24 protein-coding genes are annotated in these 25846 nt (G+C 66.4%); 8 read left to right on the top strand and 16 right to left on the bottom strand.

Annotated features, from left to right (window positions below):
- Positions 1–140: 140 nt before the first annotated feature.
- Positions 141–1223, bottom strand: coding sequence for an alkene reductase (locus AC097O_RS12345; RefSeq protein WP_479593111.1), 1083 nt, complete (start codon positions 1221–1223; stop codon positions 141–143).
- A gap of 157 nt (positions 1224–1380) precedes the next feature.
- Here AC097O_RS12345 and AC097O_RS12350 point away from each other — a divergent pair, with 157 nt between their 5' ends.
- Entirely contained in the window at positions 1381–1653 is a 273-nt protein-coding gene (locus AC097O_RS12350) for a YlcI/YnfO family protein (RefSeq protein WP_479589467.1), read from the top strand.
- Positions 1650–1970 (top strand): type II toxin-antitoxin system RelE/ParE family toxin, encoded by a 321-nt coding sequence (locus AC097O_RS12355; RefSeq protein WP_479593112.1) that lies wholly within the window; start codon positions 1650–1652, stop codon positions 1968–1970. The genes AC097O_RS12350 and AC097O_RS12355 overlap by 4 nt, the downstream gene beginning before the upstream one ends.
- Positions 1971–2064: 94 nt before the next feature.
- Here the strand turns inward: AC097O_RS12355 and mgrA are convergent, their stop codons facing one another.
- The 5 genes from mgrA to AC097O_RS12380 form a co-directional block, all read right to left on the bottom strand.
- Positions 2065–3114 (bottom strand): L-glyceraldehyde 3-phosphate reductase, encoded by a 1050-nt coding sequence (gene mgrA / locus AC097O_RS12360; RefSeq protein WP_479593113.1) that lies wholly within the window; start codon positions 3112–3114, stop codon positions 2065–2067.
- Positions 3115–3191: 77 nt separating this feature from the next.
- Positions 3192–4055, bottom strand: coding sequence for an alpha/beta fold hydrolase (locus AC097O_RS12365; protein WP_479593114.1), 864 nt, complete (start codon positions 4053–4055; stop codon positions 3192–3194).
- Between the two features lie 277 nt (positions 4056–4332).
- Entirely contained in the window at positions 4333–5634 is a 1302-nt protein-coding gene (locus AC097O_RS12370; protein ID WP_479593115.1) for a sensor histidine kinase, read from the bottom strand.
- 161 nt (positions 5635–5795) lie between these two features.
- Positions 5796–6512, bottom strand: a complete 717-nt coding sequence (locus AC097O_RS12375; protein WP_479593116.1) for a winged helix-turn-helix domain-containing protein — start codon at positions 6510–6512, stop codon at positions 5796–5798.
- A gap of 155 nt (positions 6513–6667) precedes the next feature.
- Positions 6668–8035 (bottom strand): AmpG family muropeptide MFS transporter, encoded by a 1368-nt coding sequence (locus AC097O_RS12380; RefSeq protein ID WP_479593117.1) that lies wholly within the window; start codon positions 8033–8035, stop codon positions 6668–6670.
- A 153-nt stretch (positions 8036–8188) separates the two neighbouring features.
- On the opposite strand from AC097O_RS12380, the gene AC097O_RS12385 reads away from it, so the two are divergent.
- Positions 8189–9001 carry a M48 family metallopeptidase gene (locus AC097O_RS12385; protein ID WP_479593118.1) on the top strand — a complete coding sequence of 271 codons (813 nt, stop codon included), beginning with the start codon at positions 8189–8191 and terminating at the stop codon, positions 8999–9001.
- A gap of 61 nt (positions 9002–9062) precedes the next feature.
- On the opposite strand, the gene garD is transcribed toward AC097O_RS12385, so the two are convergent.
- Both garD and AC097O_RS12395 read right to left on the bottom strand, forming a co-directional pair.
- Positions 9063–10622: a galactarate dehydratase gene (garD, locus tag AC097O_RS12390; RefSeq protein ID WP_479593119.1), complete on the bottom strand. Its 1560-nt coding sequence runs from the start codon at positions 10620–10622 to the stop codon at positions 9063–9065.
- A 55-nt stretch (positions 10623–10677) separates the two neighbouring features.
- On the bottom strand, positions 10678–11403 hold the full coding sequence (locus tag AC097O_RS12395; RefSeq protein WP_479593120.1) for a FadR/GntR family transcriptional regulator: 726 nt from the start codon (positions 11401–11403) through the stop codon (positions 10678–10680).
- A 127-nt stretch (positions 11404–11530) separates the two neighbouring features.
- Between AC097O_RS12395 and AC097O_RS12400 the strand changes: the two genes are divergently transcribed.
- From AC097O_RS12400 to AC097O_RS12410, 3 genes are all read left to right on the top strand, one after another.
- Positions 11531–12484: a tripartite tricarboxylate transporter substrate binding protein gene (locus tag AC097O_RS12400; protein ID WP_479593121.1), complete on the top strand. Its 954-nt coding sequence runs from the start codon at positions 11531–11533 to the stop codon at positions 12482–12484.
- A gap of 363 nt (positions 12485–12847) precedes the next feature.
- Entirely contained in the window at positions 12848–13831 is a 984-nt protein-coding gene (locus tag AC097O_RS12405) for a Bug family tripartite tricarboxylate transporter substrate binding protein (RefSeq protein WP_479593122.1), read from the top strand.
- A gap of 15 nt (positions 13832–13846) precedes the next feature.
- Positions 13847–14794 carry a 2-hydroxyacid dehydrogenase gene (locus AC097O_RS12410; RefSeq protein WP_479593123.1) on the top strand — a complete coding sequence of 316 codons (948 nt, stop codon included), beginning with the start codon at positions 13847–13849 and terminating at the stop codon, positions 14792–14794.
- Positions 14795–14849: 55 nt separating this feature from the next.
- Here the strand turns inward: AC097O_RS12410 and AC097O_RS12415 are convergent, their stop codons facing one another.
- Genes AC097O_RS12415 through AC097O_RS12425 form a run of 3 tightly spaced genes read right to left on the bottom strand, consistent with a single transcriptional unit; the run spans position 14850 to position 17849 of the window.
- Entirely contained in the window at positions 14850–15824 is a 975-nt protein-coding gene (locus tag AC097O_RS12415) for a tripartite tricarboxylate transporter substrate binding protein (RefSeq protein ID WP_479593124.1), read from the bottom strand.
- Positions 15821–17188: a sensor histidine kinase gene (locus tag AC097O_RS12420; RefSeq protein WP_479593125.1), complete on the bottom strand. Its 1368-nt coding sequence runs from the start codon at positions 17186–17188 to the stop codon at positions 15821–15823. Before AC097O_RS12420 ends, AC097O_RS12415 begins: the two co-directional genes overlap by 4 nt.
- Positions 17169–17849, bottom strand: a complete 681-nt coding sequence (locus tag AC097O_RS12425; RefSeq protein WP_479593126.1) for a response regulator — start codon at positions 17847–17849, stop codon at positions 17169–17171. The genes AC097O_RS12420 and AC097O_RS12425 overlap by 20 nt, the downstream gene beginning before the upstream one ends.
- A 104-nt stretch (positions 17850–17953) precedes the next feature.
- Between AC097O_RS12425 and AC097O_RS12430 the strand changes: the two genes are divergently transcribed.
- Together AC097O_RS12430 and AC097O_RS12435 are read left to right on the top strand one after the other, a co-directional pair.
- Positions 17954–18955 (top strand): Bug family tripartite tricarboxylate transporter substrate binding protein, encoded by a 1002-nt coding sequence (locus tag AC097O_RS12430; RefSeq protein WP_479593127.1) that lies wholly within the window; start codon positions 17954–17956, stop codon positions 18953–18955.
- A 119-nt stretch (positions 18956–19074) separates the two neighbouring features.
- Entirely contained in the window at positions 19075–19215 is a 141-nt protein-coding gene (locus AC097O_RS12435) for a hypothetical protein (RefSeq protein WP_479593128.1), read from the top strand.
- A 59-nt stretch (positions 19216–19274) separates the two neighbouring features.
- On the opposite strand, the gene AC097O_RS12440 is transcribed toward AC097O_RS12435, so the two are convergent.
- Genes AC097O_RS12440 through AC097O_RS12460 form a run of 5 tightly spaced genes read right to left on the bottom strand, consistent with a single transcriptional unit; the run spans position 19275 to position 25802 of the window.
- Entirely contained in the window at positions 19275–20651 is a 1377-nt protein-coding gene (locus tag AC097O_RS12440) for an esterase-like activity of phytase family protein (protein ID WP_479593129.1), read from the bottom strand.
- A gap of 47 nt (positions 20652–20698) precedes the next feature.
- On the bottom strand, positions 20699–21487 hold the full coding sequence (locus AC097O_RS12445) for an inositol monophosphatase family protein (RefSeq protein WP_479593130.1): 789 nt from the start codon (positions 21485–21487) through the stop codon (positions 20699–20701).
- Positions 21484–22560, bottom strand: a complete 1077-nt coding sequence (locus tag AC097O_RS12450) for an ABC transporter ATP-binding protein (protein WP_479593131.1) — start codon at positions 22558–22560, stop codon at positions 21484–21486. The genes AC097O_RS12445 and AC097O_RS12450 overlap by 4 nt, the downstream gene beginning before the upstream one ends.
- Complete coding sequence (locus tag AC097O_RS12455; RefSeq protein ID WP_479593132.1) at positions 22557–24740, bottom strand: ABC transporter permease; 2184 nt, start codon at positions 24738–24740, stop codon at positions 22557–22559. The genes AC097O_RS12450 and AC097O_RS12455 overlap by 4 nt, the downstream gene beginning before the upstream one ends.
- Before the next feature lie 36 nt (positions 24741–24776).
- Complete coding sequence (locus AC097O_RS12460; protein WP_479593133.1) at positions 24777–25802, bottom strand: ABC transporter substrate-binding protein; 1026 nt, start codon at positions 25800–25802, stop codon at positions 24777–24779.
- Positions 25803–25846 lie beyond the last annotated feature (44 nt).

The following is a 25846-nucleotide window of genomic DNA, read 5'->3' on the forward strand; positions in this document are numbered from 1 at the left end:
GGAGTAACTGCAGCGGGGTATTAGGGCGATATCTGGCCAAAAAAATGTGAGCGTGGCTGCTACATAAAAAGTAGCTGCTCACGCCCATTCCATCAGCACGAAGTGCTTAAATGAACCGTAAATTCCTGGCCAGTGTGACTTTAACGGTGCACCGCTGCCGGGTAATCGGTGTAGCCCTCAACGCCCTGGCTGTACCAGGTGGCGGGCACGTCAGGGTTCAGCGGCAGGCCGTGGGCGAAGCGGTAGGGCAGGTCGGGGTTGGCCAGGAAGGGGCGGCCAAAGGCCACGCCGTCGGCCTCGCCCGCGTCCAGCGCGGCCTGGGCCCGGGCCTGGCCGTAGTCGGAGTTGAGAAACAGCGGGCCTTGGTACGCCTTGCGGATCACCGGGTGCACGGGGGCGCGGTCGGCCTTGCCGAAGGTACCGTTCAGCGGCGGCTCGCGCAGCTCCAGGTAGGCCACGCCCACGCCATCCAGCGCGCGGGCGGCAGCACCGAACAAGGCTTCGGGGTCGCTGTCGTTCACGCCTTGCGAGTCGCCGTTAGGCGACAGGCGCACGCCGGTGCGCGCCGCCCCGACGGTGTCGGCCACGCGCTGGGTGACTTCGGTCAGCAGGCGGATGCGGTTTTCCACCGTGCCGCCGTAGGCATCGTCGCGCAGGTTGCTGTTGTCGCGCAGAAACTGGTCGATCAGGTAGCCGTTGGCGGCGTGCACCTGCACCCCGTCAAAACCCGCCGCCATGGCGTTGCGGGCGGCGTGGGCGTAGTCGTCCAGCAGGCGCTTGATTTCGTCCAGGGCCAGGGGCCGCGCCTGGGCGTAGCGCTGCTTGCCGCTGTAGGTGTGGGCATCGCCCGGGGCCGTGGTGGCCGAGGCCGACACCGGCTGCGCACCGCCCAGAAAGCTGGGGTGCACCACCCGGCCCATGTGCCAGAGCTGCATGTGGATGCGCCCGCCCGCCGCATGCACCGCGTCGGTCACCGGCTTCCAGGCCTCGACCTGCGGAGCCGTCCAGATGCCGGGGCCATAGGGCCAGCCGGTGCCTTCGCGGCTGATGCCGGTGGCCTCGGTGATGATCAGCCCCGCCGTTGCCCGCTGCGCGTAGTAGGTGGCCATCATGGGGGTGGGCACATGCTCGCGCGTCGCCCGCCCGCGCGTCAGCGGGGCCAGCAAAATGCGGTTGGGGGCGGTGAAGTTGCCGATCTGGATGGGGTCGAACAAAGAGGGCATGAAGGCAATATCCAAAAAAAGGGTGGGGCTGGTAGGCCGGATTTGGGTAGATGGGGTGTACGGGCAGGTTTGGAAGGGGCAGTCAGGGAAACGCGGTGTTGCCGAACGGTAAACAATCGGTACACTCAACGCATCGCAACTGCAACGCATTGCCGCCATGAAAACCGCCACCTTTCCCTCTCTGCGGGTCGAACCCGCGCTGCGCCTGGCCGCCGAAAGCGTGTTGCGCGACGGCGAGACGCTGACCGGCCTGATCGAAACCGCCATGCGCGAAGCCATCCACCGGCGCCAGGTGCAGGCGGAATTTCTAGCGCGGGGCCTGCAGGCGGGCGAGGATGCGCGCAGCACCGGCACCTACTACAGTGCGGCTTCCGTGCATTCTGAGTTGCAGCGTCGGCTGGATGCGCGGCGCAAAAATCTGCTCGGATGACCGGCGAATACCAGGTCCGGTACACCGCGGCGGGCCGCGAAGATCTGCTGCGGCTGTTCGACTTTTTGCTCGAACGGGCGCAGACGGCAGAAGACCTGGATGCGGCGCAGCAGGCCATCGACACCCTCACCACCGAGATCGAGCACCACCTCGCCCGCGCGCCCTTCATCTTCCGCAAGGCGGGCCCCAGCCCTTTTCTGCGCGAGCTGGTGGTGCCATTGGGCCGGACGGGCTACGTGGTGCAGTACGAAATAGAAGCCCAACACACCGTCACCATCCTGGCCGTTCGGCACCAGCTGGAGGACGATTACCACTGAAGCTCGGCTGGTTTCACGTGAAACCTCAAATGCTACAAATTCAGTAGCTGCCCGTGCTTATCTGATAAGCACGGGCAGCCATTTTGGTCCGTACTCAGGCCAGTCGCTGGTCGGTCGACGGGCGCTTCCACAGGTTGATGCCGCCGTCTACCGCGTGCTGGTCGATACGGGCCAGCTCTTCGGCGCTGAAGTCGAGCTGCTTGAGTGCGCCGACCAGTTCCACGATCTGTTCGGGGCGGCTGGCACCGATCAGGGCGCTGGTCATGCGCGGGTCGCGCAGCACCCAGGCAATGGCCATTTGCGCCAGGCTTTGGCCGCGCGCCAGGGCCATGTCGTTCAGGGCGCTGACGTGGGCCAGGTTTTTCTCGCTGAGGTGTTCGCTCTTGAACGAGCCGCCGCCGGGCTGGTTGATGCGGGCGTTGGCCGGGATGCCGTGGAGGTACTTGTTGGTCAGCAGGCCCTGGGCCAGCGCGCTGAAGGCGATGCAGCCCATGCCGTTGTCTTCCAACGCATCCAGCAGCTCTTCTTCGATCCAGCGGTTCATCATGCTGTAGGACGGCTGGTGGATCAGGCAGGGCACGCCCATTTGCTTGAGCAGCGCGGCGGCTTCACGGGTTTTGCCCGCCGAGTAGCTGGACACGCCCACGTACAGCGCCTTGCCTTGCTGCACCGCGCTGGCCAGCGCGCCCATGGTTTCTTCCAGCGGGGTGTCGGGGTCGAAGCGGTGCGAGTAGAAGATGTCCACATACTCCAGGCCCATGCGCTTCAGGCTCTGGTCCAGGCTGGACAGCACGTATTTGCGCCCGCCGCCGCCCTGGCCGTAGGGGCCGGGCCACATGTCGTAACCGGCCTTGCTGGAGATCACCAGCTCGTCGCGGTAGGGGCGGAAGTCGCGGCGCATGTGTTCGCCAAAATTGCTTTCGGCGCTGCCGTAGGGCGGGCCGTAGTTGTTGGCCAGGTCGAAGTGGGTGATGCCCAGGTCGAACGCAGTGGTGAGCATGGCGCGCTGAGTGGCCAGCGAGGTGGTGTCACCAAAGTTGTGCCACAGGCCCAGGGTGATGGCGGGCAGCTTCAGGCCGCTGCGCCCGGTGCGGCGGTACTGCATTTTGTCGGCGTAGCGGTCGGCTGCGGCGTGGTAGCTCATGGGGTTTGTCTCCGGCGTGTTGTAAGAATGGATGGACCATTCTAGGGAGTCCCGCAGGAGTTGGTGCGCTGCTCGTACTAAACCCTGTTGTCGCGTCGGTTGCGCAGCCATTGCTCCACCAGCGGCCAGATTTCCTTGTGGGCACTGCGCGAAAGAATCAGGCGGTTGTGCGTGTAGTCCTCCAGGTAGCCTTGGGCCTTGCCACAGATCTCGAAGCTGCGGTCGGTGCTGCCAAAGGCCTGCATCAGCTTGTGGCAGCCCAGTGGGGGGGCGATATGCCGGTCGCCCTTGCCCGCCAGGGCCAGCACCGGCAGCGTCAGATGCGACAGCCCCGCCAGGTAGTCAAAACCGTCCTGCCCGTGGAAGGTTTGCCGCAGGTTCCAACGGCACCATTGGCGCATCATGGCGGCATCTTCGTTTTCCGGGCCCATGCGCAGGCGGGGGCCGTGGGCGGTGTGCTGCCAGCGCAGATAGCCATCAAACAGCCGCAGTGCGGCACGGGCCCGCCAATGCCGTGCCGCCTCGGTAGCCTGGCTGGCCAGCATGACCAGGCCGGCAATCTTCTGCTGTGTGGACCGGGGATGCCGTGCCAACCACATGGCCGCCACCAGCCCGCCGCCAGAATGGCCCACCCAGAACAGGCGCTCGTGGCCACTGTAGGCCAGGACCGCGTCCACCACACACGGGACATCCCAGCGGGCCACGGCATCAAAGCTGGCACCGGTTCTTGGTTTGGCGCTGCCTCCGCGACCGCGCCAGTCAAACACCCAGGCCGTCCAGCCCATGCTCTCCAGGTACGTGGCCAGCCCCATACAGGTGCCGTGGTTGGAAAACGAGCCATGCGACAGCAGCACCGGGCGGCCATTCGGCGCGCCGATGCGGCGCAGTGCCAGGCGAACACCGTCGTCCGTGGTGGCGAAAAGGGGGGAGCTGCCGCTCATGGTTCCAGCGCCGAAACCAGGTGGGGAAAATCGGCTACGCCGAGGCGGTGGAGGCAGGGAATTCCCATGAGGACTTCTTTCTGTCGGCACACGCCATCGGGGTTTTAAAGGCACTCTGGCAGGTGTGCTGAGCGGTTGAAACCAATGGGTTCTGCGCCAGCGTTTACGGCGTTAAGGCGGAACTGATGGTGCATGGTAAGGCCCGCCCCATGCGTAAAGGCTCATAAATCAGGCACTTAATTGCCAGCAAACGTAACTGGTGTGCGCAGATATTCGCTCAGCAGGGCAGCTCGATCACAAAGCAGGCACCGCCGCCTTCGCGGCCCTCGCAGCGCACCGTGCCGCCGTGGCGCTCGGCGATGGACTTGACCAGGGCCAGGCCCAGGCCGACGCCGCCGTTGGTCTCGCTGGCACCGGGCAGGCGGTAAAACGGCTCGAAGATGCGTTCGCGCAAGGCCGCGGGCACGCCGGGGCCGCGGTCGAACACGCGCAGCACCGCGTACTGTCCATGCTGCTGCAGGCTGACGTTGATTGCGCCGGTGGTGTAGCGGCGGGCGTTTTCCAGCAGGTTGCGGATGGCGCGGCGCAGCAGCTTGGCCACGCCCTGCACCACAAAGGTCTGCTCGTGTTCGCCGTCCACGTCGTCTGCACCCTCTTCACCGACTTCAAACGCCGCATCCAGCCGGGCGCATTCTTCGGCCACCAGGCCGATCAGATCGACCTCTTCGATGGTGCCCATGTCGGCCTCTTTGGCATCCAGGCGGCTGGCCAGCAGGATTTCTTCGATCAGCTGGTCGAGTTCGGCGATGTTGCGGTTGATCTCATTTTTGAAGCTGGGCGAGGGCGTGGTGCCCATCAGCTCCAGCCCCATGCGGATGCGGGTGAGCGGGCTGCGCAGCTCGTGCGAGGCGTTGGCCAGCAGCGATTTTTGCGACTGCAGCAGGGTTTTGTGCGAGGCCACCAGGGTCTCGATGCGCTCTGCCGCGGTGTTGAAGCGCTGCGCCAGCAGGCCCGCCTCGTCCTGCCCGTGGATGGGCACGCGCACCGACAAATCGCCCGCGCCCCACTGCTCCACGCTGCGCTGCAGCGATTCCAGCCGCCGGGTCAGGCGGCGGATGATGGGGTACATGGCCAGCGCCATCGCCAGGCCTACCAGGCCCAGCGTCCAGAAGAAGCCGAACGGCGGGCGCAGCAGCCAGCCGGAGCGTTCGGGGCGGGGCAGGTGGACCAGCAGCTTTTGGCCGTCTTGCATCACCACCAGGAATTCGGGGCCACGGCCCTGGGGTTCGGTGCTGGACGGGGGGTGGGGTTCTTCGTCTTCGTCCGGGTTGTCGGCGGCGCTGGCGGCCAGCTCGGGCAGGCGCTCGCCTTCCGGTCCCCGGGCGCGGTGGCGGCGGGTCGTTCCCTTGCCGATGATCTCGCCCGAGCGGTTGCGCACCTCCACATCGCGCAGCGGCGGGTCGGTGGCCATGCGCCAGGCCCAGCCCACCAGCAGCGTCAGCACCGCCACGGCCAGCAGCACGGCCAGCCAGATGCGGACGTACAGCCGCTGGAACATTTTGGGAAGTGAGGCTTGCATGGAGAGGATGCTAAAGGATGAGCGCCGAGTTATTTGCTCCAGGGCGAGTGCAGCGAGGCCCCTTCGCGAACAGCGCAGAACTGGCTCTGCCAGGCTGCTGCTGTTGCCCCCTGCAAGGGGGTTGGCGCTGCCACACGCAGTGGGCAAGCCTGGGGGTGTACTTAATCCTGCTGCTTGGCGAACACGTAGCCTGCGCCGCGCACGGTGACGATGCGGCGGGGGTTCTTGGGGTCGGCTTCGATGGCGGCGCGGATGCGGCCCATGTGCACGTCGATGCTGCGGTCAAAGGCCTCCAGCTCGCGGCCGCGCACGGCTTCCATGATCTGGTCGCGGGTCAGCACCCGCCCGGCGCGTTCGGCCAGGGTCACCAGCAGGTCGAACTGGTAGGCGGTCAGGTCGCAGGCCTTGCCCGATACCGACACCGAGCGCGCATCGCGGTCGATCTCCAGCGTGCCGAACTGCAGCACCTTATGCGGCGTGGCCGTGCCGTCCATGCGGCGGCGCAGGATGGCGCGGATGCGGGCCAGCAGCTCGCGCGGCTCGAAGGGTTTGGGCAGGTAGTCGTCGGCACCCAGCTCCAGGCCGATGATGCGGTCCAGCGGGTCGCCCTTGGCGGTGAGCATCAGAATCGGGATCTGCGACACCTCGCCCGAGGTGGTGCGGATGCGGCGGCAGACTTCCAGGCCGTCCATGTCGGGCAGCATCAGGTCCAGGATCACCAGCTCGGGGCGGCTGGCGCTGGCCGCACCGTTGAGCATGCCCAGGCCGCCCGTGGCCGTGGGCGAATGCGCCACCGTGAAGCCAGACTGGCCCAGGTACTCGCCCACCATACCGGCCAGGCGGGTGTCGTCTTCAATCATTAGCAGGTGTGCGCTCATGGGGTGTCCATCTTCAATCGGGGGAAAAGGGGGAAAGGGGAAAATCGCTTTGTAAAGTGATAGTGCGCCTTTGCAGCCAATCCCGGTTGTAGCCCCTGTAAAGTTGCGTAAAAACTTTACAGGGAATTTGCTCCTGAATTAAGAGCTGCTCACGCTTATTTGATAAGCGCTGGAGGCACTTTTTGCCTTGAAGCCAAGGCCACCAGCAGCAACACCGGCACACCCAGGCAGGCGGTGGCGGTAAAGAACGGGCTGTAGCCGTAGGCATCCACAAACCGCCCCGAGAACCCGGCCAGCCACTTGGGGGCCAGCAGCATCATCGAGCTGAACAGCGCGTACTGCGTGGCCGAATACTGCACGTTGGTCAGGCTGGAAAGGTAGGCGATGAAGGCCGCCGAGGCAATGCCCCCGGCCAGGTTGTCCGCCGACACCACCCACACCAGGGCCTGCAGGTCGTGCCCCACGCTGCCTAGCCAGGCAAACAGCAAATTGGTGGCCGAGCTCAGCACCGCGCCCAGCATCAGCACCCGCATCACGCCCAGCCGCATCGACAGCACGCCGCCGATGAAGGCCCCCACCAGGGTCATGATGACCCCGAAGATCTTGGTCACCGCCGCCACCTCGTCCTTGGTATAGCCCATGTCCACGTAAAACGGGTTGGCCATGATGCCCATCACCACATCGCTGATGCGGTATACGGCAATCAGCGCCAGGATCAGCAGGGCCTGGCCTTTGTAGCGGCGCAAAAAGTCGGCAAACGGCTCGATCAGCACGCCGCGCAGCCACTCGGCGGCATTGCGGGCGGCGGGCATCACCACCCGGGCGGGCTCGCGGGATACCAGCACCGTGACCACACCCACCAGCATGCTGGCGGCCATCACCAGGTAGGCGGTTTGCCACGCGCCGGGCTGGTAGCCGGTGGTACCCGCCACCTCGGCCCGCGCGGCCAGCCACAGCACCCCGGCCCCGGCCCAGATCATCGCCAGCCGGTAGCCCGTTTGGTAGGCCGCCGCCAGTGCCGCCTGGCGCTCGGTGTTGGCCGACTCGATGCGGAACGCGTCCAGCGCAATGTCTTGCGTGGCCGAGCCAAAGGCCACCGCCAGCGCGCACCACACCACGCGGTTCAGGTCCACCTGCGGATCGGTACTGGCCATGCCCACCAGGCCCAGCATGATGGCCGCCTGCGCCAGCAGCAGCCAGCTGCGCCGCCGCCCCAGCAGCCGGGTCAGCAGCGGAATAGGCAGGTGGTCCACCAGCGGGGCCCAGACCCATTTGAAGCCGTAGGCCAGCCCCACCCAGCTCAGGTAGCCAATGGTGGTGCGGTCAATACCCGCCTCGCGCAGCCAAAACCCCAGCGTGCCCAGCACCAGTAGCAGCGGCAGCCCGGCCGAAAAACCCAGCGACAGCATGCGCAGCGTGGCCGGTTCTTTGTAGACCCGCAGGGTGTCGATCCAGCGCACAGGCGGGGCTTGTTCGGGCGGCAAAGAGGGGATTGCGGGGCTGGCGGGGCGAGGTTGCGTCATCCGGGAATAATACGTGGTGGGTTCTGGACTCACCCCCAGGCTGCGCCAACCCCCTTGCAGGGGGCAATACCAGTGGCCCGGCGAAGCCGGTTCCACGGTATTCCTGAGCGGTGCGGTGGTTAGCGGTAGCTAGGATTGTTATTGGAGAACTTAATGGACATAAAGCGTGGATGCGCAACGATGCTGCTGGGGGCTGCCCTGCTGGCCGCCCCGCTGGCGTGGGCGCGCGACGGGGTCGAGGTGGGCAAAAACTCGGCGTTTTCCAAGCTGGTACCGGCCGAGTCGGTGGAGCAAACCGCCCGTGCGCAGTACCAGCAAACCCTGCAGCAGGCCCAGCAGCAGCAGGCGCTGGCCCCGGCCAACCACCCGCAACTGCAGCGCCTGCGCCGCATTGCCGAGCGCATCATCCCGTTTGCCGTGGAATGGAACCCGCGCGCCAAAGACTGGCAGTGGCAGGTCAACCTGATCGGCAGCAGCGAGGTCAACGCCTGGTGCATGCCCGGCGGCAAGATCGCCTTCTACACCGGTATTCTGGACAAGCTCAAGCTCACCGACGACGAAGTCGCCGCCGTCATGGGCCACGAAATCGCCCACGCCCTGCGCGAGCATGCCCGCGAGCGCATGGGCAAGTCGGTGGCCACCAATGTGGGTGCCAACCTGCTGAGCCAGTTGCTGGGCGCGGGGGAATTGGGCAACACGGTGATTGGCGGCGGCGCGCAATTGCTGAGCCTGCAGTTCAGCCGCTCGGACGAAACCGAAGCCGACCTGGTCGGCCTGGAGCTGGCCGCCCGCGCCGGTTTCGACCCGCGCGCAGGCATCACCCTGTGGCAAAAAATGGGCGCGCAAAACAAGGGCGCGCCGCCCCAGTGGCTCAGTACCCACCCGGCAGGCAAGAACCGCATTGCCGAGATGGAAAAGAACCTGCCCAAGGTGTTGCCGCTGTACCAGCAGGCGAAAAAGAGCTAAAAGTGCCGTCCGTGCTTATGGAATAAGCACGAGCAGCTATTTTTTAGATAGCAAGCAGGCTTCAGGTCACCGGGGCCGGGTTGAACAGCACCAGGGCGTTGTGCAGCTTCCAGTGCTCAGCCCAGGTTTTCTTGCGGCCACTGGCCACTTCCAGCATCAGTTGGAACAGTTCCCAGCCCACGTCTTCGATGCTGGCCGCGCCGTCGGCAATGGTCCCGGCGTTCACGTCCATCAGGTCGTGCCAGCGGCGGGCCAGGTCGCTGCGGGTGGCCACCTTGATGACCGGCACGGCAGCCAGGCCGTAGGGCGTGCCGCGCCCGGTGGTGAACACGTGCAGGTTCATGCCCGCGGCCAGTTGCAGCGTGCCGCAGATGAAGTCGCTGGCCGGGGTGGCGGCGTAGGTCAAACCTTTTTGTTGGAGCTTTTCGCCGGGTGACAGCACACCGGTGATGGCCACCGAGCCGCTCTTGACGATGGAGCCCATGGCTTTTTCGACGATGTTGGACAGGCCGCCTTTTTTGTTGCCGGGCGTGGTGTTGGCGCTGCGGTCTACCTTGCCACGCTGCAGATACGCGTCGTACCAGGCCATTTCGCGAATCATTGCTTCCGCCACTTCGGGGCTGCTGGCGCGGGAGGTGAGCTGGTCAATGCCGTCGCGCACCTCGGTGGTTTCCGAGAACATCACGCTGGCCCCGGCGCGCACCAGCAGGTCGGTGCAATAGCCCACGGCGGGGTTGGCAGTGACACCGCTGAACGCGTCGCTGCCGCCGCACTGCACACCCACCACCAGCTCAGCAGCAGGCACGGTGACGCGGCGGCGGGCGTTCAGGCGCTCCAGGTGCGCGGTGGCCTGGCGCATGATGGATTCGACCATGGACATGAAGCCCACGTGCGCATCGTCTTGCAGGCACACCAGGTCCAAGGGAGGAGGGGGGGCACGTTCGTCGATCAGCGGAATGGTGCCAGGCGGCATCAGGCGCTCGGGCTGCAGCTTTTCGCAGCCCAGGCTGACCACCATCACCTCGCCGCCGAAGTTGGGGTTCAGGCTGATGTTGCGCAGGGTGCGGATGGGGATCTCGGCCCCCGGCGCGTCGATGGCCACGCCGCAGCCATAGGTGTGCTCCAGCGCCACCACATCATCCACGTTGGGGTATTTGGGCAGCAGCTCGGCCTTGATGCGCTGCACCGCAAAGTCGGTGACCCCGGCCACGCACTGCACGGTCTGGGTAATGGCCAAAATATTGCGCGTGCCCACCGAGCCGTCGGCGTTGCGGTAGCCCTCGAAGGTGTAGCCCGTCAGCGGCGCTTGCACCTCGGCCTGCACGGTAGCGATGGGCAAATTCTCCAGCCCGCGCGCGTCGGGCATGTGCAGCAGGCGCTCGTGCACCCAGCTCCCGGCGGCAATGTCTTGCGCCGCAAAACCGATGGGGATGCCGTAGCGCAGCACCGGGCCATCGGCGGGCAGATCGACCAGCGCCACCTTGTGGCCTTGGGGCACCTTGTCTTTCAGCACCAGGCCGCTGGGCAGCACGGTGCCTGCGGCCAAGCCGCCGTCGTTGGCCACGATAGCGACGTTGTCGCGCGCATGCATGCGGATGGTGTGGGGCTGGGCGGTACTCATCGTGGTCTCCTGTTTGACCAAGATTATCTGACAACTTTAAAAGTTGTCAAGCAAACTAAGGCAGCGGTGTGCTCTCGAAAATCCGCCGTTTGGCGTTCAGGATGTGGATGCGGATGGCCTCGGCCGCCTCGGCGGGGGCGCGGCGGGTGATGGCGTCCACGATGGCCTGGTGCTCGGCCTGGGTGGCGCGCACGCGGGTCGGGCTCTTCTTGTCGGTCACGTTGCGGGCCAGCTCGATGAACTGCCGGATCGGGGCCACGCTGGTGGCAATGGTGGCCACAAAAAACGGGTTGTGCGAGGCCTGGGCGATGGCCAGGTGGAAGCGCACGTCTTCGTCCGCCCCGGAGTGGCCGCCCTCCATGGCGGTGTTCAGCGCCTCGAACGCCTGCTGCAGGGCGGCCAGGTCGTCATCGTCCCGAAACTCGGCGGCCCCGGCGGCAGCGCCCATTTCAATGCAACTGCGAAACGCGTAATAGCGCTCAATGTCGGCCAGGCTTTTGATGGGCGTGGCCACCACCACCGGCGTGCCCGCGGCACCGGGCGCGCGCACCACGGTGCTGCCCGCGCCGCGCCTGGAGTCGATGATGCCGTCCGAGCGCAGCCGCGCCAGCGCCTCGCGCACCGTGGGCCGCGACACGCCGAACTGGGCACTCAAAGCGCCCTCGGTGGGCAGCTTGTTGTGGGGGCTGAAGTCTCCACGCAGGATGGCCTCGACCACGCGGGCGTAGATGCGGTCGGGCAGGGAGCCGACACCGTCGGTTTGCAGCAGGGATTCGGTCATGGAAGTTTGGGAAGAGCAGCGCAGATTCTGACAGGCTCTGACAACTTCCCTCAAATTCTCTAAAGTTGTTTGACAAGTCTGCATAAATTTATAGAATGCCTGACAACCATTTTGTTTGGAGACAATGATGAAAAAAGCCCTTTCCCTGGTGTCCCTGGCCCTGGCCCTGTCTACCAGCGCCTACGCCTGGCCCGACAAAACCGTCACCCTGGTGGTGCCGTTCCCGCCTGGCGGCTCGTCGGATGCGCTGGCCCGCGCCATCACCCCCAAGCTGCAAGAGAAGTTCAAGCAAACCGTCATCGTGGAAAACAAGGCCGGGGCCACCGGCAGCATCGGCGCAGCCTATGTGAAGCGTGCCCCAGCAGATGGCTACACCCTGATGGTCACCTCGCTGGGCCCGCTGGTCATCACCCCCCACCTGCTGAAAGTGGCCTACGACGCGGGCAAGGACTTTGACTACCTGACGGTGGCCGTGCAAGCCCCCAACGTGCTGGTGGTGCCCGCTGCGTCGCCGTTCAAAACCGTGGCCGACCTGATCGCCGCCGAAAAAGCCAAGCCCGGCGCGATGACTTTTGCCTCGGCGGGCAATGGCTCTTCCGACCACCTGAGCGCCGAATTGTTCTGGCTGCAAACCGGTACCTCCGGCCTGCACGTGCCCTACAAGGGCGGTGCGCCCGCCATCACCGACCTGCTGGGCAGCCAGGTGGATGCCGCGTTCCAGAACATCAACTCGGTGATCCAGCACATCAACGCGGGCAAGCTGCGCACCCTGGCCATCGCCAGCGACAAGCGCTCGCCCCTGCTGCCCAACGTGCCCACGCTGGCCGAGGCGGGTGTGAACGACGCGGTCGCCACCTCCTGGCAAGGCGTGGTCGCCCCCAAGGGCCTACCGCCCGAGGTCAAGGCCCAGATCCACGCCGCGCTGATGGAGGCTCTGGCCGACCCGGCGGTGAGGCAGAAGTTTGTCGATGTGGGCTTTGAGCTGGTGGCCAACACGCCCGAGCAGTTCGCGACCTACCAGGCCAGCGAGTCGGTCCGCTGGAAGAAGCTGATCGATGCCCGCAAGATTTCGGCGGACTGATTGCCCACCGCTGCTACCCCAACCGTAGCCGTGTGGGGTAGCGCCTTTGCCAGGACACGCCCCGGGCCCCTGTGCAGCACAGCCCCGCGTTTACCCCTAGCTTGCAAGTCTGTATTGGATCTTGCTTTGTACTCTTGGTAGCGTTACCATTTGCGTAAGGTAGCGCTACCATCAGTTCGATCTGGAGTCCACGTAGGTGCTCCAGCCGCTCAAGGCACTGGTTTCGCACTCCCATACCAACACTTCCACCACCGAGACACCGTATGCAACATGCCCAGATCGCCTTCTCCGTTTGCCTGTCCAGGGCGAGTCGCCATTCGGTGTACGGGCTGTACGTCGAAGCCCACGGTGCGGTGTAACACCATGGCGAGCACCCCCCGCCTGGTCAAGGCCACCTCCATTGCCGTCTTTACCGCCCTGTCGGCCAGTCTGGCGTTGGCGCAGGGCGCATTCCCCAGCCGCCCAGTCACTTTGGTCGTGCCGTTTGCCCCCGGTGGCGGCACCGACACCGGGGCGCGCCTGGTGGCGCAAAAGCTGTCCCTGAAATGGGGCCAACCCGTGGTGGTGGACAACAAGGGTGGGGCCGCCGGGATGATCGGGGCCGAATTTGTGGCCAAGGCCAAGCCCGACGGCTACACCCTGCTGATGGGCAACATCGGCACCCAGGCCATCAACCCGGCGTTGTACAAAAAGATGCCCTACGACCCGGACCGCGCTTTCGAGCCCGTGTCGCTGGTGGCCGAGCTGCCGCTGGTCATGTTGCTCAACCCCCAGGTGCCCGCCAAAACCGCCAAGGACTTCATCGCCTACGCCAAGGCCCAACCCGGCAAGCTGAGCTATAGCAGCTCGGGGGCGGGCGGCTCCATGCATCTGGCGGCCGAGATGTTTAAAAGCGGCACCGGCACCTTTGTGCTGCACGTACCCTACCGGGGCGGTGGGCCGGCCATTGCCGACCTGATCGCGGGCCACGTGCAACTTACGTTTGCCACTGTGCTGGAGAGCAGCGGCCACATCAAGTCGGGCACCCTGCGGGCCCTGGCAGTGACTGGCGACAAGCGCGTACCGGCCCTGCCCGACGTGCCCACGCTGGCCGAAGCCGCGCTGCCGGGCTTCAACTCCATCTCCTGGATCGGCATCCTGGCCCCTGGCGGCACGCCCAAGGACGTGGTGGACAAGATCTCTGCCGACGTGCGCGAGGTGCTGGCCGCCGACGACACCCAGCGCAAGCTGACCGACCTGGGCGCACTGCCCAAGGGCACCACCCCCGCCCAGTTCCAGCAACTCATCGCCAACGACCGCACGCGCTACGCCCACATCATCCAGGACAAAAAAATCGGCCTCGACTGAGCCAGAAAGCACACCATGACCACCCGCCCCATCCTTTTGCAAAACGGCCCGCTGGCCCCCGCCCTGGAGGCCGCGCTGGCCGCCGAATTCGAGGTGCAACGCCTGGCCGACCAGGCTGACCCGCAGGCCTTTCTGGCCCAGCACGGCGCGCGCTTTACCGGCCTGGCCACCTCGGCCCCGGCCGGTGCGTCGGCGGCGCTGCTGGCGGCCCTGCCTGCGTTGCGCGTCATCTCCAGCCACGGCGTGGGGCTGGACAAGATCGACCTGGCCGTGGCGGCCCAGCGCGGCATCCAGGTGGGCTACACGCCCGAGGTGCTGAACGACTGCGTGGCCGACCTGGCCATGGCCTTGCTGCTGGACGTGGCGCGCGGGGCCAGCGCTGCCGACCGTTTTGTGCGCCGCGGCGACTGGGAGCAGGGCAAGTTCCGCCTGGCGCGCAAGGTCAGCGGCCAGCGCCTGGGCATTCTGGGCCTGGGCCGCATTGGCCGCGCCGTGGCCCAGCGTGCCACCGGCTTTGACATGCAGATCCGCTACACCAACCGCAAGCCGGTGGCCGGTGTGCCCTGGCAGTTCGAGCCCGCGCTGGTGGAGCTGGCGCGCTGGGCCGACACCCTGGTGGTGATCGCCGCCGGGGGCGCGTCCACCCACCATTTGGTCAACGCCGAAGTGCTGCAAGCGCTGGGGCCGGACGGCTTTCTGGTCAACGTGGCACGCGGCTCGGTGGTGGACCAGGCGGCCCTGGTACAGACCCTGCAAACCGGTGGCATCGCCGGGGCCGGGCTGGACGTGTACGCCGACGAACCCCATGTACCGCCGGAGCTGATGGCGCTGGACAACGTGGTGCTGCTGCCGCACATCGCCAGCGCCACCCGCGAAACCCGCCAGGCCATGGAAGCGCTGACCCTGGCGAACCTGCAGGCTTTCTACACCACGGGGAAGGTGCAGGTTTCGGCTTTGGAGTGAAATCGGCCTCTAGCGCTTAATCCATCAGCGTGACAAGCTACATTTTCAATAGCAATCAAGGTGCCCGCCGGGCCAACCCAAAGCTGGCGGCGAGCTGCTGGTAGTCGGCGGTTTGGCGCTCCAGCAGGGCTTGCAGTGCGGGGCCACTGGCCCAGCCGGGTTGTAGGCCGACCTGCGCCAGTTGCCCCGGCAGGGCGGGGTGGGCGGCGGCGCGGGCCAGGGCTTCGGTCCAGGCGCGCACCTGCGGTTCGGGCACCTGCGGGCCCAGGTACACGCCGCGCACGATGGGCCACTGGATGTCAAAACCCTGCTCTTTGGCGGTGGCCACCTGGGCCCAGCGGCCCGGCAGGCGCTGGGCGGCCAGCACGGCCAGCACCCGCACGGGGGCGCCCTGGTCGATCTGGCGGGCCACCTCGGCGGCATCGCCTGCCAGCACCTGCACATGGTCGCCGCGCAGGGCGGTCAGCGCCTCGCCGCCGCCTTCAAAGGCCACAAAACGCATGGCCTTGTGGCTGACCCCGGCGGCCCGGGCCAGCAGCGCGGCCTTCATCCAATCTTGGCTGCCGATGGAGCCGCCTGCGCCAAAAATCAGCCGGTTCGGGTCTTTGCGCAGCGCCTCCAGCAATTGCGCCAGGCTGCGCCACGGTGCATCCTGGCGCACCACCACCACGCCGTAGTCGGTGCCCAGCGCGGCCAGCCAGCGCACGTCGGCCGCGCTGTACCGGCCAAACCGGCCCTGCACCAGGTTGAGCCAAGTGCCGCTGGAGAACGCCACCACTGTCTGCGCCTCGGCTGGCCGCAGGGCCACGGTGCTGTGCAAGGCCATCGCGCCTATGCCGCCGGGCTGGTAGTCGATGGCGATGGGCGTGCGGGTCTGGCCTGCGGCCTGCAGCATGTCGCGCAGCAATTGGCAGGTCAGATCAAAACCGCCGCCGCCCTTGGCCGGGGCGATGCAGCGCGCGCCTTCGGGCAGCCCGGCGTGGGCTGCGGTTGCCAGCAGGGTCGCCAGGAGGAGCCAGCGGCGCTTCATCGCGTGGGCCACTCCAGAATGGCGCAGACACCGGGCGTGCCAGTCTCCAGCCGCAGTTGTCCGCCATGCCGCTCCAGCACCGAGCGCGCAATCGCCAGGCCCAAACCCGAACCCCGGCTGCCCCGGCTTTTGGCAAAGCGCTGGCCCAGCCGGGGGGCGATGGCGGGGTCGATGCCGGGGCCGTCGTCGCGCACGCGCAACTGGTAGCTCCCAGCCTCGGCCTGTGCCTCCAGCGTCACCACGCCGTGGGCGCGGCCATGCTGCAAGGCGTTGTGGGCAATGTTCAGCAGCGCTTGGTGCAGCAGAGCGCGGTCGCCCTGGGCGGGTAGCGGCGTGCCGGGCACATCCACGCCCAGGTCGATGCCGCGCGTGCGGGCCAGCGGCAGCAACTCCAGCGCCACCGCGCGGGCCAGCTCGGCCAGGTCGAACGGCTCCCAGTGCGGCTGGGCGGCATCGCTGCGGGCCAGGGCCAGCAGCTGGTTGGTGGCGCGCACGGCGTGGTCCAGCGCGTCGGACAGGGCTTGCAACGCCAGTTGGCGCTGTGCCGGGTCGGGTTCGCGCAGCAGATAGTCGAGCTGGGCGCGCAGCACCGCCAGCGGCGTGCGCAGCTGGTGCGAGGCATCGTCGATAAAGCCCCTGCGCTGCTCCACCAGGGCTTCGGTGCGGGCGATTTGCTGGTTTACCGCATCCACCAGCGGCAGCAGGTCGCGCGGCAAATCAGCCGTGGGCAGGGGGCGCAGGTCATCGGGGGCGCGGGCCTGGGTTTGCCGCGCCAGCCGGGCCATGGGGCGCAGGGCCAGGTACAGGCCCAGCACCACCAGCGCGCCCACCGCCAGCAAGAACGCGGCATCGCGCAGCACGGCGTGGCGCACAAAGCGGTGGGTGAACTGCTCGCGCGAGGTGGTGCTTTCGGCCACCTGGATCACCAGCAAGGTCTGCCCTGCCGCCGGTTGCAGCGGCTCCAGCGTGCGCTGGTACGCGCCCACGCGCACGGTCTCGCCAAAGTAGCTGGCATCAAAAAACTGCGGTACGCCAATGCGCAGCGGCTGGGGCGGCGCGGGCAGGTCGGTGTGGCCGATCTCCACCCGGCCATCGTCGGTGGCCACACGAAAGTACACATTGCCGGTGGCGGTGAGCTGGAAAAACTCGAACAGCCGGTACGGCAGCTCCACCGCCAGCCCGCCCGAGGCGGTGGATACGTTCAGGTCCAGCGCCTTGATGGCCCCGAGCAGGGAGCGGTCGTAGGCCGCATTGGCCGAGGCCACGGCATCCACGCGGGTCAGCCACAGGCTGGTGGCGGTGGCCACGGCCAGGGTGGGCAGCAGCAGGGCCAGCAGGCGGAATTTAAGGCTGGCTTGGCGCATCGCATTCCAGGATGTAGCCCAGGCCCCGCACGGTGTGGATGCCCACGCCGCTGTGCTCCAGCCGTTTGCGCAGGCGGTGCAGCAGCACGTCGATAGCGCTGGCCTGCACCTCGTCCTCATCGCCGAACACGCGGGCAATAGCCTGCTGGCGCGTCAGCGGCTCGCCACTGCGCTGCACCAGGGCCAGCAGCAGGGCGTGCTCGCGCGGCGACAGCAGCAGGCTCTCAGAGCCCAGGGTGAACTGGCGCGTTACCGTGTCAAAAGCCAACGGGCCGCAGGCCAGGCGCGGGTGCTCGCTGCCCCGAGCGCGGCGCACCAGGGCGGTGAGGCGGGCTTCCAGCTCGGCCAGGGCAAAGGGCTTGGCCAGAAAGTCGTCGGCCCCCTGGTTCAGCGCGTTGACGCGTTCGGCCAGCGCGTCGCGGGCGGTGAGGATCAGCACTGGCAGGCGGTTGTCTTGCGCGCGCAGGCGGCGCAATATGTCGCCGCCGCTGCGCCCCGGCAGGCCCAGGTCGAGCACCAGCACGTCGTAGTCGCAGTCGGCCAGCGCGGCTTCCACCAGCCGCCCGTCGTCGCGCCAGTCCACCCGGTGGCCGCTCTGCGCCAGCGCCTTGGCCAGCCATTCGCCCAGGGCGTGTTCGTCTTCTGCCAACAGGATGTGCATGGCAATGATTATGGTGGTGCAACCGGGCCGGTGGGGTTGATAGGTGTTTGATAGGTTGGCGGGTGCAAGATGGTGGCTCCACCATTACAACGACGAGACACGCCATGCCCTCCTTGAACCTTTCCCGCCGGGATCTGCTGCTGGCCGCCAGCGCCGCCACCTCCAGCCTGCTGCTGCCCAGCGCCGCCCGCGCCCAATCCACCTGGCCCAGCAAGCCGCTGCGCCTGGTCGTGCCCTTCGCCCCCGGCGGCAGCTCCGAGATCGTGGCCCGCGCGGTGGCGGGCGAGATGGCCAAAACTATCGGCCAGAACGTGTTTGTGGACAACAAGCCCGGCGCGGCGGGCAATATCGCCATGCAGGAGGTGGCCAACAGCACCGACGACCACACCCTGGTGCTCGGCCACATTGGCACGCTGGCCGTCAACCCTTACATCTTCGCCAAGCTGCCCTACGACGCGGCCCGCGACTTTGCGCCCATCACCCTGGTCAGCAAAGTGCCCAGCCTGTACGTGGTGCACCCCGACCTGCCGGTGAAGAACCTCACCGAATTCATCGCCTACGCCAAGACCAAGCCCGGCCAGCTCAACTACGGCTCGGCCGGCAACGGCAGCGCCGGGCACCTGGCGTTCGAGTATTTGAAGATGGTCAGCAACACCTTCATGCTGCACGTGCCCTACCGCGGCACCGGCCCCATGCTGACCGACCTGATGGCCGGGCGCCTGCAGGCTGCGTCGGTGGGTGCGCCTGCGCTGCTGGCCTTCATCAAGGCAGGCAAGCTGCGCTGCATCGCCACCGGCACGGCCCAGCGCCTGCCGCAGTTGCCCGACGTGCCCACCGTAGCCGAACAGGGCTTCAAGGGCTTTGAGATGACCCAGTGGTACGGCCTGATGGTGCCCAGCAAATGGCCCAAGGCCAACCAGGCCAAGCTGGAAGCCGAAGCCATCAAGGCCACGCGTGGCGCGCTGGTCACCGAAAAGCTGTCCCACGAAACCGCCCTGGCCGTGGGCAGCACCAGCGCCGAGTTCGATGCGTTCATCAAATCCGAACAAGCGCGCTGGAAGCCGGTGATCGCGCGGGCGCAGATCAAGCCGGAAGGCCAGGGGTGATGAGGCTTTAAGCCGAATCGGCCCCCTGTGCTTATGGATTGGGCGTGAGAAGCTATTCATTAAATAGCATTCAACGGTACCAGCCGGGGCCAAAAGTGCTGTCTACGCCCTTGGCCGCCATGGCGGCTGGCGCAAGCGACAAGGGCGCGCCCGGTGCCCGTCTGCACTACGACCCGCGCTACTACGCGGCCAACGTGCTGGACCCGTATGGCTACAGCCTTGAGTTCGTCTACAAAAGCTGGCAGCAGATGCCGCCGTGACGGTGGTGCGAGAGCTTCCTGAAAGCTGCTAGATGCGTGGGTGTCCCAGGCGGTCAGGTTTACTTGGCATCCACCAGCGCCTGGATGTCGAGCAGGGTCAGTTCGTTGTCATCCGGCTGGCCGATGCTGCGGCCCGAGGAGAAGGGGAAGTTGTCGTCGTTGACCACTACGATATGGTGGGAGTCGACGATGGCAAAGCCCTCCAGGCCCAAGTGCGGCAGGGCAAAGTGGGCTTCGTTGGGGCCACGCCTGGCCCGCCGCTGCGGGTTGCTGATCTTGGTCAGGTCGATGAAAGCGACCTTCTTCACAAAGCCATCAGCATCCAGCTGGCTGAAATCTATCTTGTAGATGCGCTTGAATTGGGCGGGGCGGGTGAAGCAGTCCACCCGGGGTTCGTTCGGGCAGTTCGGGCCTGCGCCCTCGGTGGTGTCGTCGCGCTCGATGACCAGACCGGTGTGGGCGTTCAGCATCTGGAAATCGGCAGCCACATTGCCGGTGTTTTCGAGGGCGTATTTCCATTGGCGTTCGCTGTAGCGCTGGCTGGCCACATCCAGCTCCAGAATGCGGGCGTAGGGCTTGCCGTTGCGGCTTTCCGGGGCCTTGGCCTGCGCGTCCCACAGCGGCCATTCGAACATCGGGTAGAGGGTTTTGCCGTCTGGCGACCGGGCCATGGCCTCAAAACCGCCGGAGCGGCGCACGTCAAAAACTGCGTCGCCGGGGTAGTTGGGCAAACGGCCATTCAGGTAGTGGTCCGGGCCCCGGTAGGCCTTGCCCGCCACCGTGGTTTCCAGCACGCCCAGCACCTTGCCCTGCGGTGTGACGCGCAGCACATACGGGCCGAATTCATCGCCAATCCACCACTCCCCGCCCACCACCTGGATGGATTCGGGGTCGAAGTCGGTGCCCGTCAGGTAGCGTGCGGAGGTGTTTTCGTTCTGGATGAAAAACGGCACTTTGCGGTCGGGGTCGTGCAAAAAGCTGGTGCCGTTGTGGGTCACCGAACCTTGGGCCCAGTCGGCCTGGACCCGGTGCACCATCAGCAAAGCGTCTTGCGAGTTGATCTTGTTGCCAAAGCCGTTGTCGGTCAGGGTCAGGAACTGGTCGTTGCCCAGGGGGACGATGCCGGAAAACCCCTGCACCGATTGCCCTTGCATCGGCAGGCTACCGCCCGACTTGCGGGGGTACTTGGGGTCGCCGACGAAGCTGATGCCGGGGACGCTGCCCAGGGTGTCGCTGCGCAAGCGGTTCGCGGCGGTGAATTTGCCCGAGGTGGCAAACAGCGGACCGGCATTTTCGGGGGCTGCGACGCTGGTGGTGGCGGGCAGGGCGGCGTGGCCGGCCAGAATGGCGGTGACTTCGGTTTGGGCCTGGGCAGCGCCCATGGCCAGAGTCAGCGCCGCGGCAGACGCGCAAGCAGACAACGGGAAGTGCAACATAGGACACCTTGTGGTGGAGCGGGGGTTTTCGGGGAGTTCGTCGCGGTTCAGGTCGGATCGATCAACGCCAGCAGTGGCGCGTAGAGGTGCGCACCGGCGGCGATGATGGGGTTGCCGTCGTGCAGGCCGTTGTCGGCCAGGAAGTCATTCACCTGGCCCCCGGCTTCCTGCACCAGCACGATAGCGGCCAGGCAGTCCCAGGAGTTGATGTGCGGCTCGTAGTAGCCAATCAGCCGCCCGGCGGCCACATAGGACAGCATCAGCGCGCCAGAGCCGTTGCGGATGAACATGCCGCCGCCCGACAGCACCCGGTCCAGGAAGGGCACAAAGGCACTCACCGGCACCCGGTGCGAGAAGCCCACACCCAGCACGCCTTCGGTGATGCTGCGGGCGCTGTGGGCCTGCATGGGCAACTGGTTCACAAACGCGCCCTGGCCTGTGCAGGCGTGGAACATCTCGTCGCTGTTCGGGTCAAACACCACGCCGATCACCGGCTTGCCCGCGTGCATGACCGCGATGGACAGGCACCAGGCGTGCATGCCGTTGACGAAGCAGGCCGTGCCGTCGATCGGGTCGATCACCCACAGGTAGTCGGCATCGGCATGGTCGAGCCCGCCTTCTTCACCCAGAAAACCGTCGTCGGCAAAGCGTGCCAGCACCTGGGCGCGGATGTACAGCTCGGTGTCTTTGTCCGCCGCGCTCACCATGTCCTGCAAGCCCTTGGACTCGATCACCAATTGGTCACGCTTGCGAAACCATTCCAGGGCCTGCAGCCCGGCCTGGCGGGCGATGCTTTGGGCCAGCGCGTAGCGCGCAGCTATCGCAGCGGTGCTCATGCGCGGCCTCCCACGATGCATACGCCGTGGTCGGCAAAGCCAATGCCGACCGACGCACCCACGGCCAGCGGCTGCTGCACATCGGTCTGGCGCACAAACAACTCACCCAGTGGCGACTCCACCGCGTACTGCATTTCCGTGCCTAAAAAGGCGGCGTGGCGCACCTGGCCCACCAGGATGTGCTGGTGGGTGGCGGGGACCAGATGCACCGCGTCGGGCCGCACCGCAATGCGAATCTCGCCCCGGTAGGCGCGGGGGTTTGCCAATTGCACCGCCAGGCCGCCAACCAGGCAGTCGGCATGGCCTGCAGACACGTGGCCCAGGATTTCGCCGGTGACGCGGTTGGCATCGCAGATGAAGTCGGCCACGAACTCGTCGGCCGGCGTGTCGAAGAGCTCACGCGGCGTGCCCTGCTGGGCGATGCGCTGGTTGTTCATGACGATGATTTGGTCGGATACGGCCAGGGCTTCTTCCTGGTCGTGGGTCACGTACACGGCGGTGAGTTGCAGGCGTTGCTGGATCTCGCGGATTTCTTCGCGCACCCGGCGGCGCAGCTTGGTGTCCAGGTTCGACAGCGGCTCGTCCAGCAGCAGCACCTGGGGTTTGAGCACCAGGGCGCGGGCCACGGCTACGCGCTGCTGCTGGCCGCCGGAGAGTTCGCTGGGCAGGCGCGGGCCGTAGTCAGTCAGGCCCACCAGGCGCAGGCCTTCCAGGGCTTGCTCACGCGCATCGACCTTGCGGGCACCGCCGACCTCCAGGCCGTAGGCCACGTTTTCCAACACCGTCATGTGCGGGAACAGCGCGTACGACTGGAACACCATGCTCACATTGCGCTCGATGGCCGACTGCTGGGTGACATCCTGGCCGCCGATGAAAATGCGGCCCTGGCTCACATGTTCCAGCCCGGCGATCAGCCGCAGCGTGGAGGTCTTGCCGCAGCCGCTGGGGCCGAGCAGGGTGACCAGCGTGCCTTGCGGAATGCTGAAGGACACATCGTTGACAGCAACGACCTTGCCATATTGTTTGGTGACGCGCTCGAAGACCAGCGCGCCCTGCGTGGGGGCAGTACTCATGATTCAACCTTTAAAACACGTTCTTGGGAAAAGACGGGGGCGGGAGTGGTCCCTTCGACGCGTTCGACCCGGCGCAGCCGCCGCTTGCCGACCAAACCCTGTGCGGCCAGCACGATGACCAGCATGATGGCGATCAAGGCGCTGGAGTAGGCGATGGCGATGCCGTAGGAGCCGTTCTCTACCAGGCCGACGATGTAGGCCGTGGCCATGTTGTATTTGGCGCTGACCAAAAACACCACGGCGCTGATGGAGGTGATGGAGCGCACAAAGCTGTACACCAGGGCCGCGCTCAAGGCCGGGCGCATCAGCGGCAAGATCACCCGCCGGGCGGTGGTGAAGCTGTTGGCACCCAGCATGGTGGAGGCTTCGTCCAGGCTGCGGTCCAGCTGGCTCATGGCCGCCATGCCGCCGCGCAGGCCCACCGGCATGTTGCGGAACACAAAGCACAGCACCAGGATGGCGGCCGTGCCGGTGAGCTCGATTGGCGGCATGTTGAAGGCCAGGATGTAGCTGATGCCGATCACCGTGCCGGGGATGGCAAAGCTCAGCATGGTGGCGAACTCGAACGCCGCCTTGCCCGCAAAGCGCTGGCGCACCAGCAGCCAGGCGGCCGTCAACCCGAGGGCGGCGGTCAGCGGGGCCGAGACACCGGCAATCATCAGGCTGGTGAACAGCGAATCCCAGGCGGTGCCCACCCAGCGCAGGCCGTGCTCGCCGGATTCGATACCAAAGGCGCTGGCGTAATGGCGCAGGGTAAAGCTGTTGTCGCGGCCCCACTGGTTGACAAAGCCACCGCCCAGAATCATGCCGTACAGCACCAGGGTGAAGGCGGTCCACAGCGTAGCAATGACCGCCAGCACGGCAGACAAACGGCGGTCCAGCCCCGCGTGCTGGCCGTTGTCGGCCTTGCCCGTCACCGTGGTGTAGGACTTGTTGCCCAGCCAGTGGCGCTGCGCCAGGAAAGCGCTGACCGCGAACACCAGCAGGATCAGCCCGAGCCCGGCGGCACGGCCACCGTCGTTTTGCGCACCCACGATGGCGAAGTAGATTTCGGTGGACAGCACGCCGTAATTGCCGCCCAGCACCATGGGGTTGCCGAAGTCGGCCATGCTCTCGATGAAGGCCACCAGAAAGGCATTGGCCAGGCCGGGCCGCATCAGCGGCAGCGAGACGCGCCAGAAGGTGGTCCAGCGCGTGCCGCCCAGGGTTTGCGAGGCCTCTTCCACCGAAGGGCTCACGCCTTCGACCACACCGATCAGCACCATGAAAGCAATGGGTGTGAACGACAGCAGCTGTGCCAGCCACACACCGTAAAAGCCGTACAGGCCCCGCCCGGCGGGCACGTCGAAGGCTTGCGATACCCAGGCGGATACCACGCCGCTGCGGCCAAACAGCAGGATCAGCGCCAGGCCGATCACGAAAGGCGGGGTGATGATGGGCAGCACCGTCAGCGCCCGCAAGATGCGCTTGAAGCGAAAGCCGGTACGTGTTACCACCAGCGCGAAGGTCAGGCCCAGCAGGGTGGAACCGGCGGCGGTGCACAGCGCCAGGAACAGGGTGTTCCAGGCCACGCCGCAACGCCGGGTACCGCTCACGCAGCCCAAGGACCAGATACGGCCATCGGCCACCCGGGCCCAGGCCGCTTGCAGGCTGAAGCCCGTGCCCTGCTCGAACGCGCTGGCCAGCACCCGCAGCACCGGGAACATCACAAACATCCCCACCAGGGCCACCAGCATGCCGATCACGCCGCAGACGAACACATCGCCCCGGCAAGCGCCCATCCAGGCGGCACCGGTGGTGAGCACAAACACGGCGCAGGTGCTGAACAGCAGCGCACCCCAGCCCAGGCCGGGCAGGCCCGTGCCCGCAGGGCCCCAGCCCAGCCAGGCCAGCCAGCCCAGAGCAGCCAGAGCCAGCGCGCACAGGGCCGCACCCTGGGTACGGCGCGGCAGCGGTGCCAGGCAGACCAGGCCGATGGCGACCGGCCAGAGCAGCAGCGGCAACAGGCCGAGGCGCTGCAGGCCCAGTACCTGCCATAGCGCGGCGGCGGTGGTGTCGTTGCCGGGCCATCCGGCATGCAACCATTCGCCGCCCCAGAAGCCCGCTTCCTGGGCGTGCCAGGGCAGCAGCACGCTGGCGGTGAGGGCCAGCATCAGCCAGCCACGTAAAGACTTATTCACAAGCCATATCTCTCTGTTGGGTGGAGGTTAGGTGGCTCAGCGGGGCAACGAGAAGATCTCGTCGTCCCAGCGTTTGAGCAGGCGCTTGCGCACCTCGTCGCTGCCGTACTTGGCAAAGTCGTAGCTGATGGTCTTCACGCTCTCCAGCCGGGGCGCTTTCGCCGGGATGGTGGCGGTCTTGTTCGACGGCACCTGGAAGGCGCTGGCCTTGGCGCCCAGGGACTGCACATCGGCGCGCAACGCGAATTCGTAGAAGCGCTTGGCCACCGCCATGTTTTTTGCGCCCTTGATCAGGCTCATGGAGCCGATCTCGTAGCCCGTGCCTTCGCAAGGCGACACCACTTCCACCGGGAAGCCCGCCACGGTTTCCTTTAGCAGATCGTGCTGGAAGGTGATGCCCACGGCGGTTTCGCCGCGCGCCAGCGCCTTGGCCGGGGCCGAGCCGCTCTTGGTGTACTGGCTGACGTTGTCGTTCATCTTCTTCATGAACGCGAAGGCCTCGTTCTCGCCCTGCAACTGCACCAGGGTGGCGATGGTGGCGTAGGCCGTACCCGAGGAATTGGGGTTGGCGATCTGCACCTCGCCCTTCAGGGCCGGGTTCAGCAGGTCTTTCCAGCACTGGGGTGGTGCCATCTTCTTTTGCTTCAGCACTTCGGGGTTGTAGCCAATGCCCAGCAGACCGGCGTAGATGCCGACGGTGCGGTAGCCCGAGATTTCGGCCTGCTTCTGCGCCCAGGGTTGCAGCTTGTCGAGCTGGGGTGACTTGTAGACCTCGGTGAAGCCGTCGGCGGCGGCCTGCAGATGCGGGTCGCCGGTGCCTGCCCACCAGATGTCGGTCTTGGGGTTGCTGGCTTCGGCGCGGATCTGGGCGAAGATTTCCCCGGCGCTTTTGCGCACCATGGAGACTTCCACCTGGGTCTCTTTTTCAAATGCATTGCGCATCAGCTCGCACCAGTCGTTGTCGGCGGCGCAGAGCACGTTGAGGCGGTCGGCCGCCTGGCTGGCCAGGGGCAGGAGCAGCAGGGAAGATAAGACGAGTTGTCGGGTCCGTTGGCGTTGCATGGTTTGTCTCCAGAGGTAGTGGCGCATTTTTGGCGGCGCTTTGC

The sequence above is a fragment of the Rhodoferax sp. LS1P39 genome (assembly GCF_056521425.1).

Bases quoted from the DNA above. Each gene is read 5' to 3' on its own strand.
- AC097O_RS12395 (WP_479593120.1), bottom strand. From the start codon at position 11,403: ATGACCGAATCCCTGCTGCAAACCGACGGTGTCGGCTCCCTGCCCGAC.
- AC097O_RS12400 (WP_479593121.1), top strand. From the start codon at position 11,531: ATGAAAAAAGCCCTTTCCCTGGTGTCCCTGGCCCTGGCCCTGTCTACC.
- AC097O_RS12375 (WP_479593116.1), bottom strand. From the start codon at position 6,512: ATGAGCGCACACCTGCTAATGATTGAAGACGACACCCGCCTGGCCGGT.
- AC097O_RS12350 (WP_479589467.1), top strand. From the start codon at position 1,381: ATGAAAACCGCCACCTTTCCCTCTCTGCGGGTCGAACCCGCGCTGCGC.
- AC097O_RS12415 (WP_479593124.1), bottom strand. From the start codon at position 15,824: ATGAAGCGCCGCTGGCTCCTCCTGGCGACCCTGCTGGCAACCGCAGCC.
- AC097O_RS12460 (WP_479593133.1), bottom strand. From the start codon at position 25,802: ATGCAACGCCAACGGACCCGACAACTCGTCTTATCTTCCCTGCTGCTC.
- AC097O_RS12365 (WP_479593114.1), bottom strand. From the start codon at position 4,055: ATGAGCGGCAGCTCCCCCCTTTTCGCCACCACGGACGACGGTGTTCGC.
- AC097O_RS12445 (WP_479593130.1), bottom strand. From the start codon at position 21,487: ATGAGCACCGCTGCGATAGCTGCGCGCTACGCGCTGGCCCAAAGCATC.
- AC097O_RS12385 (WP_479593118.1), top strand. From the start codon at position 8,189: ATGGACATAAAGCGTGGATGCGCAACGATGCTGCTGGGGGCTGCCCTG.
- mgrA (WP_479593113.1), bottom strand. From the start codon at position 3,114: ATGAGCTACCACGCCGCAGCCGACCGCTACGCCGACAAAATGCAGTAC.
- AC097O_RS12420 (WP_479593125.1), bottom strand. From the start codon at position 17,188: ATGCGCCAAGCCAGCCTTAAATTCCGCCTGCTGGCCCTGCTGCTGCCC.
- garD (WP_479593119.1), bottom strand. From the start codon at position 10,622: ATGAGTACCGCCCAGCCCCACACCATCCGCATGCATGCGCGCGACAAC.
- AC097O_RS12440 (WP_479593129.1), bottom strand. From the start codon at position 20,651: ATGTTGCACTTCCCGTTGTCTGCTTGCGCGTCTGCCGCGGCGCTGACT.
- AC097O_RS12430 (WP_479593127.1), top strand. From the start codon at position 17,954: ATGCCCTCCTTGAACCTTTCCCGCCGGGATCTGCTGCTGGCCGCCAGC.
- AC097O_RS12410 (WP_479593123.1), top strand. From the start codon at position 13,847: ATGACCACCCGCCCCATCCTTTTGCAAAACGGCCCGCTGGCCCCCGCC.
- AC097O_RS12435 (WP_479593128.1), top strand. From the start codon at position 19,075: ATGGCGGCTGGCGCAAGCGACAAGGGCGCGCCCGGTGCCCGTCTGCAC.
- AC097O_RS12380 (WP_479593117.1), bottom strand. From the start codon at position 8,035: ATGACGCAACCTCGCCCCGCCAGCCCCGCAATCCCCTCTTTGCCGCCC.
- AC097O_RS12355 (WP_479593112.1), top strand. From the start codon at position 1,650: ATGACCGGCGAATACCAGGTCCGGTACACCGCGGCGGGCCGCGAAGAT.
- AC097O_RS12405 (WP_479593122.1), top strand. From the start codon at position 12,848: ATGGCGAGCACCCCCCGCCTGGTCAAGGCCACCTCCATTGCCGTCTTT.
- AC097O_RS12425 (WP_479593126.1), bottom strand. From the start codon at position 17,849: ATGCACATCCTGTTGGCAGAAGACGAACACGCCCTGGGCGAATGGCTG.
- AC097O_RS12370 (WP_479593115.1), bottom strand. From the start codon at position 5,634: ATGCAAGCCTCACTTCCCAAAATGTTCCAGCGGCTGTACGTCCGCATC.
- AC097O_RS12450 (WP_479593131.1), bottom strand. From the start codon at position 22,560: ATGAGTACTGCCCCCACGCAGGGCGCGCTGGTCTTCGAGCGCGTCACC.
- AC097O_RS12345 (WP_479593111.1), bottom strand. From the start codon at position 1,223: ATGCCCTCTTTGTTCGACCCCATCCAGATCGGCAACTTCACCGCCCCC.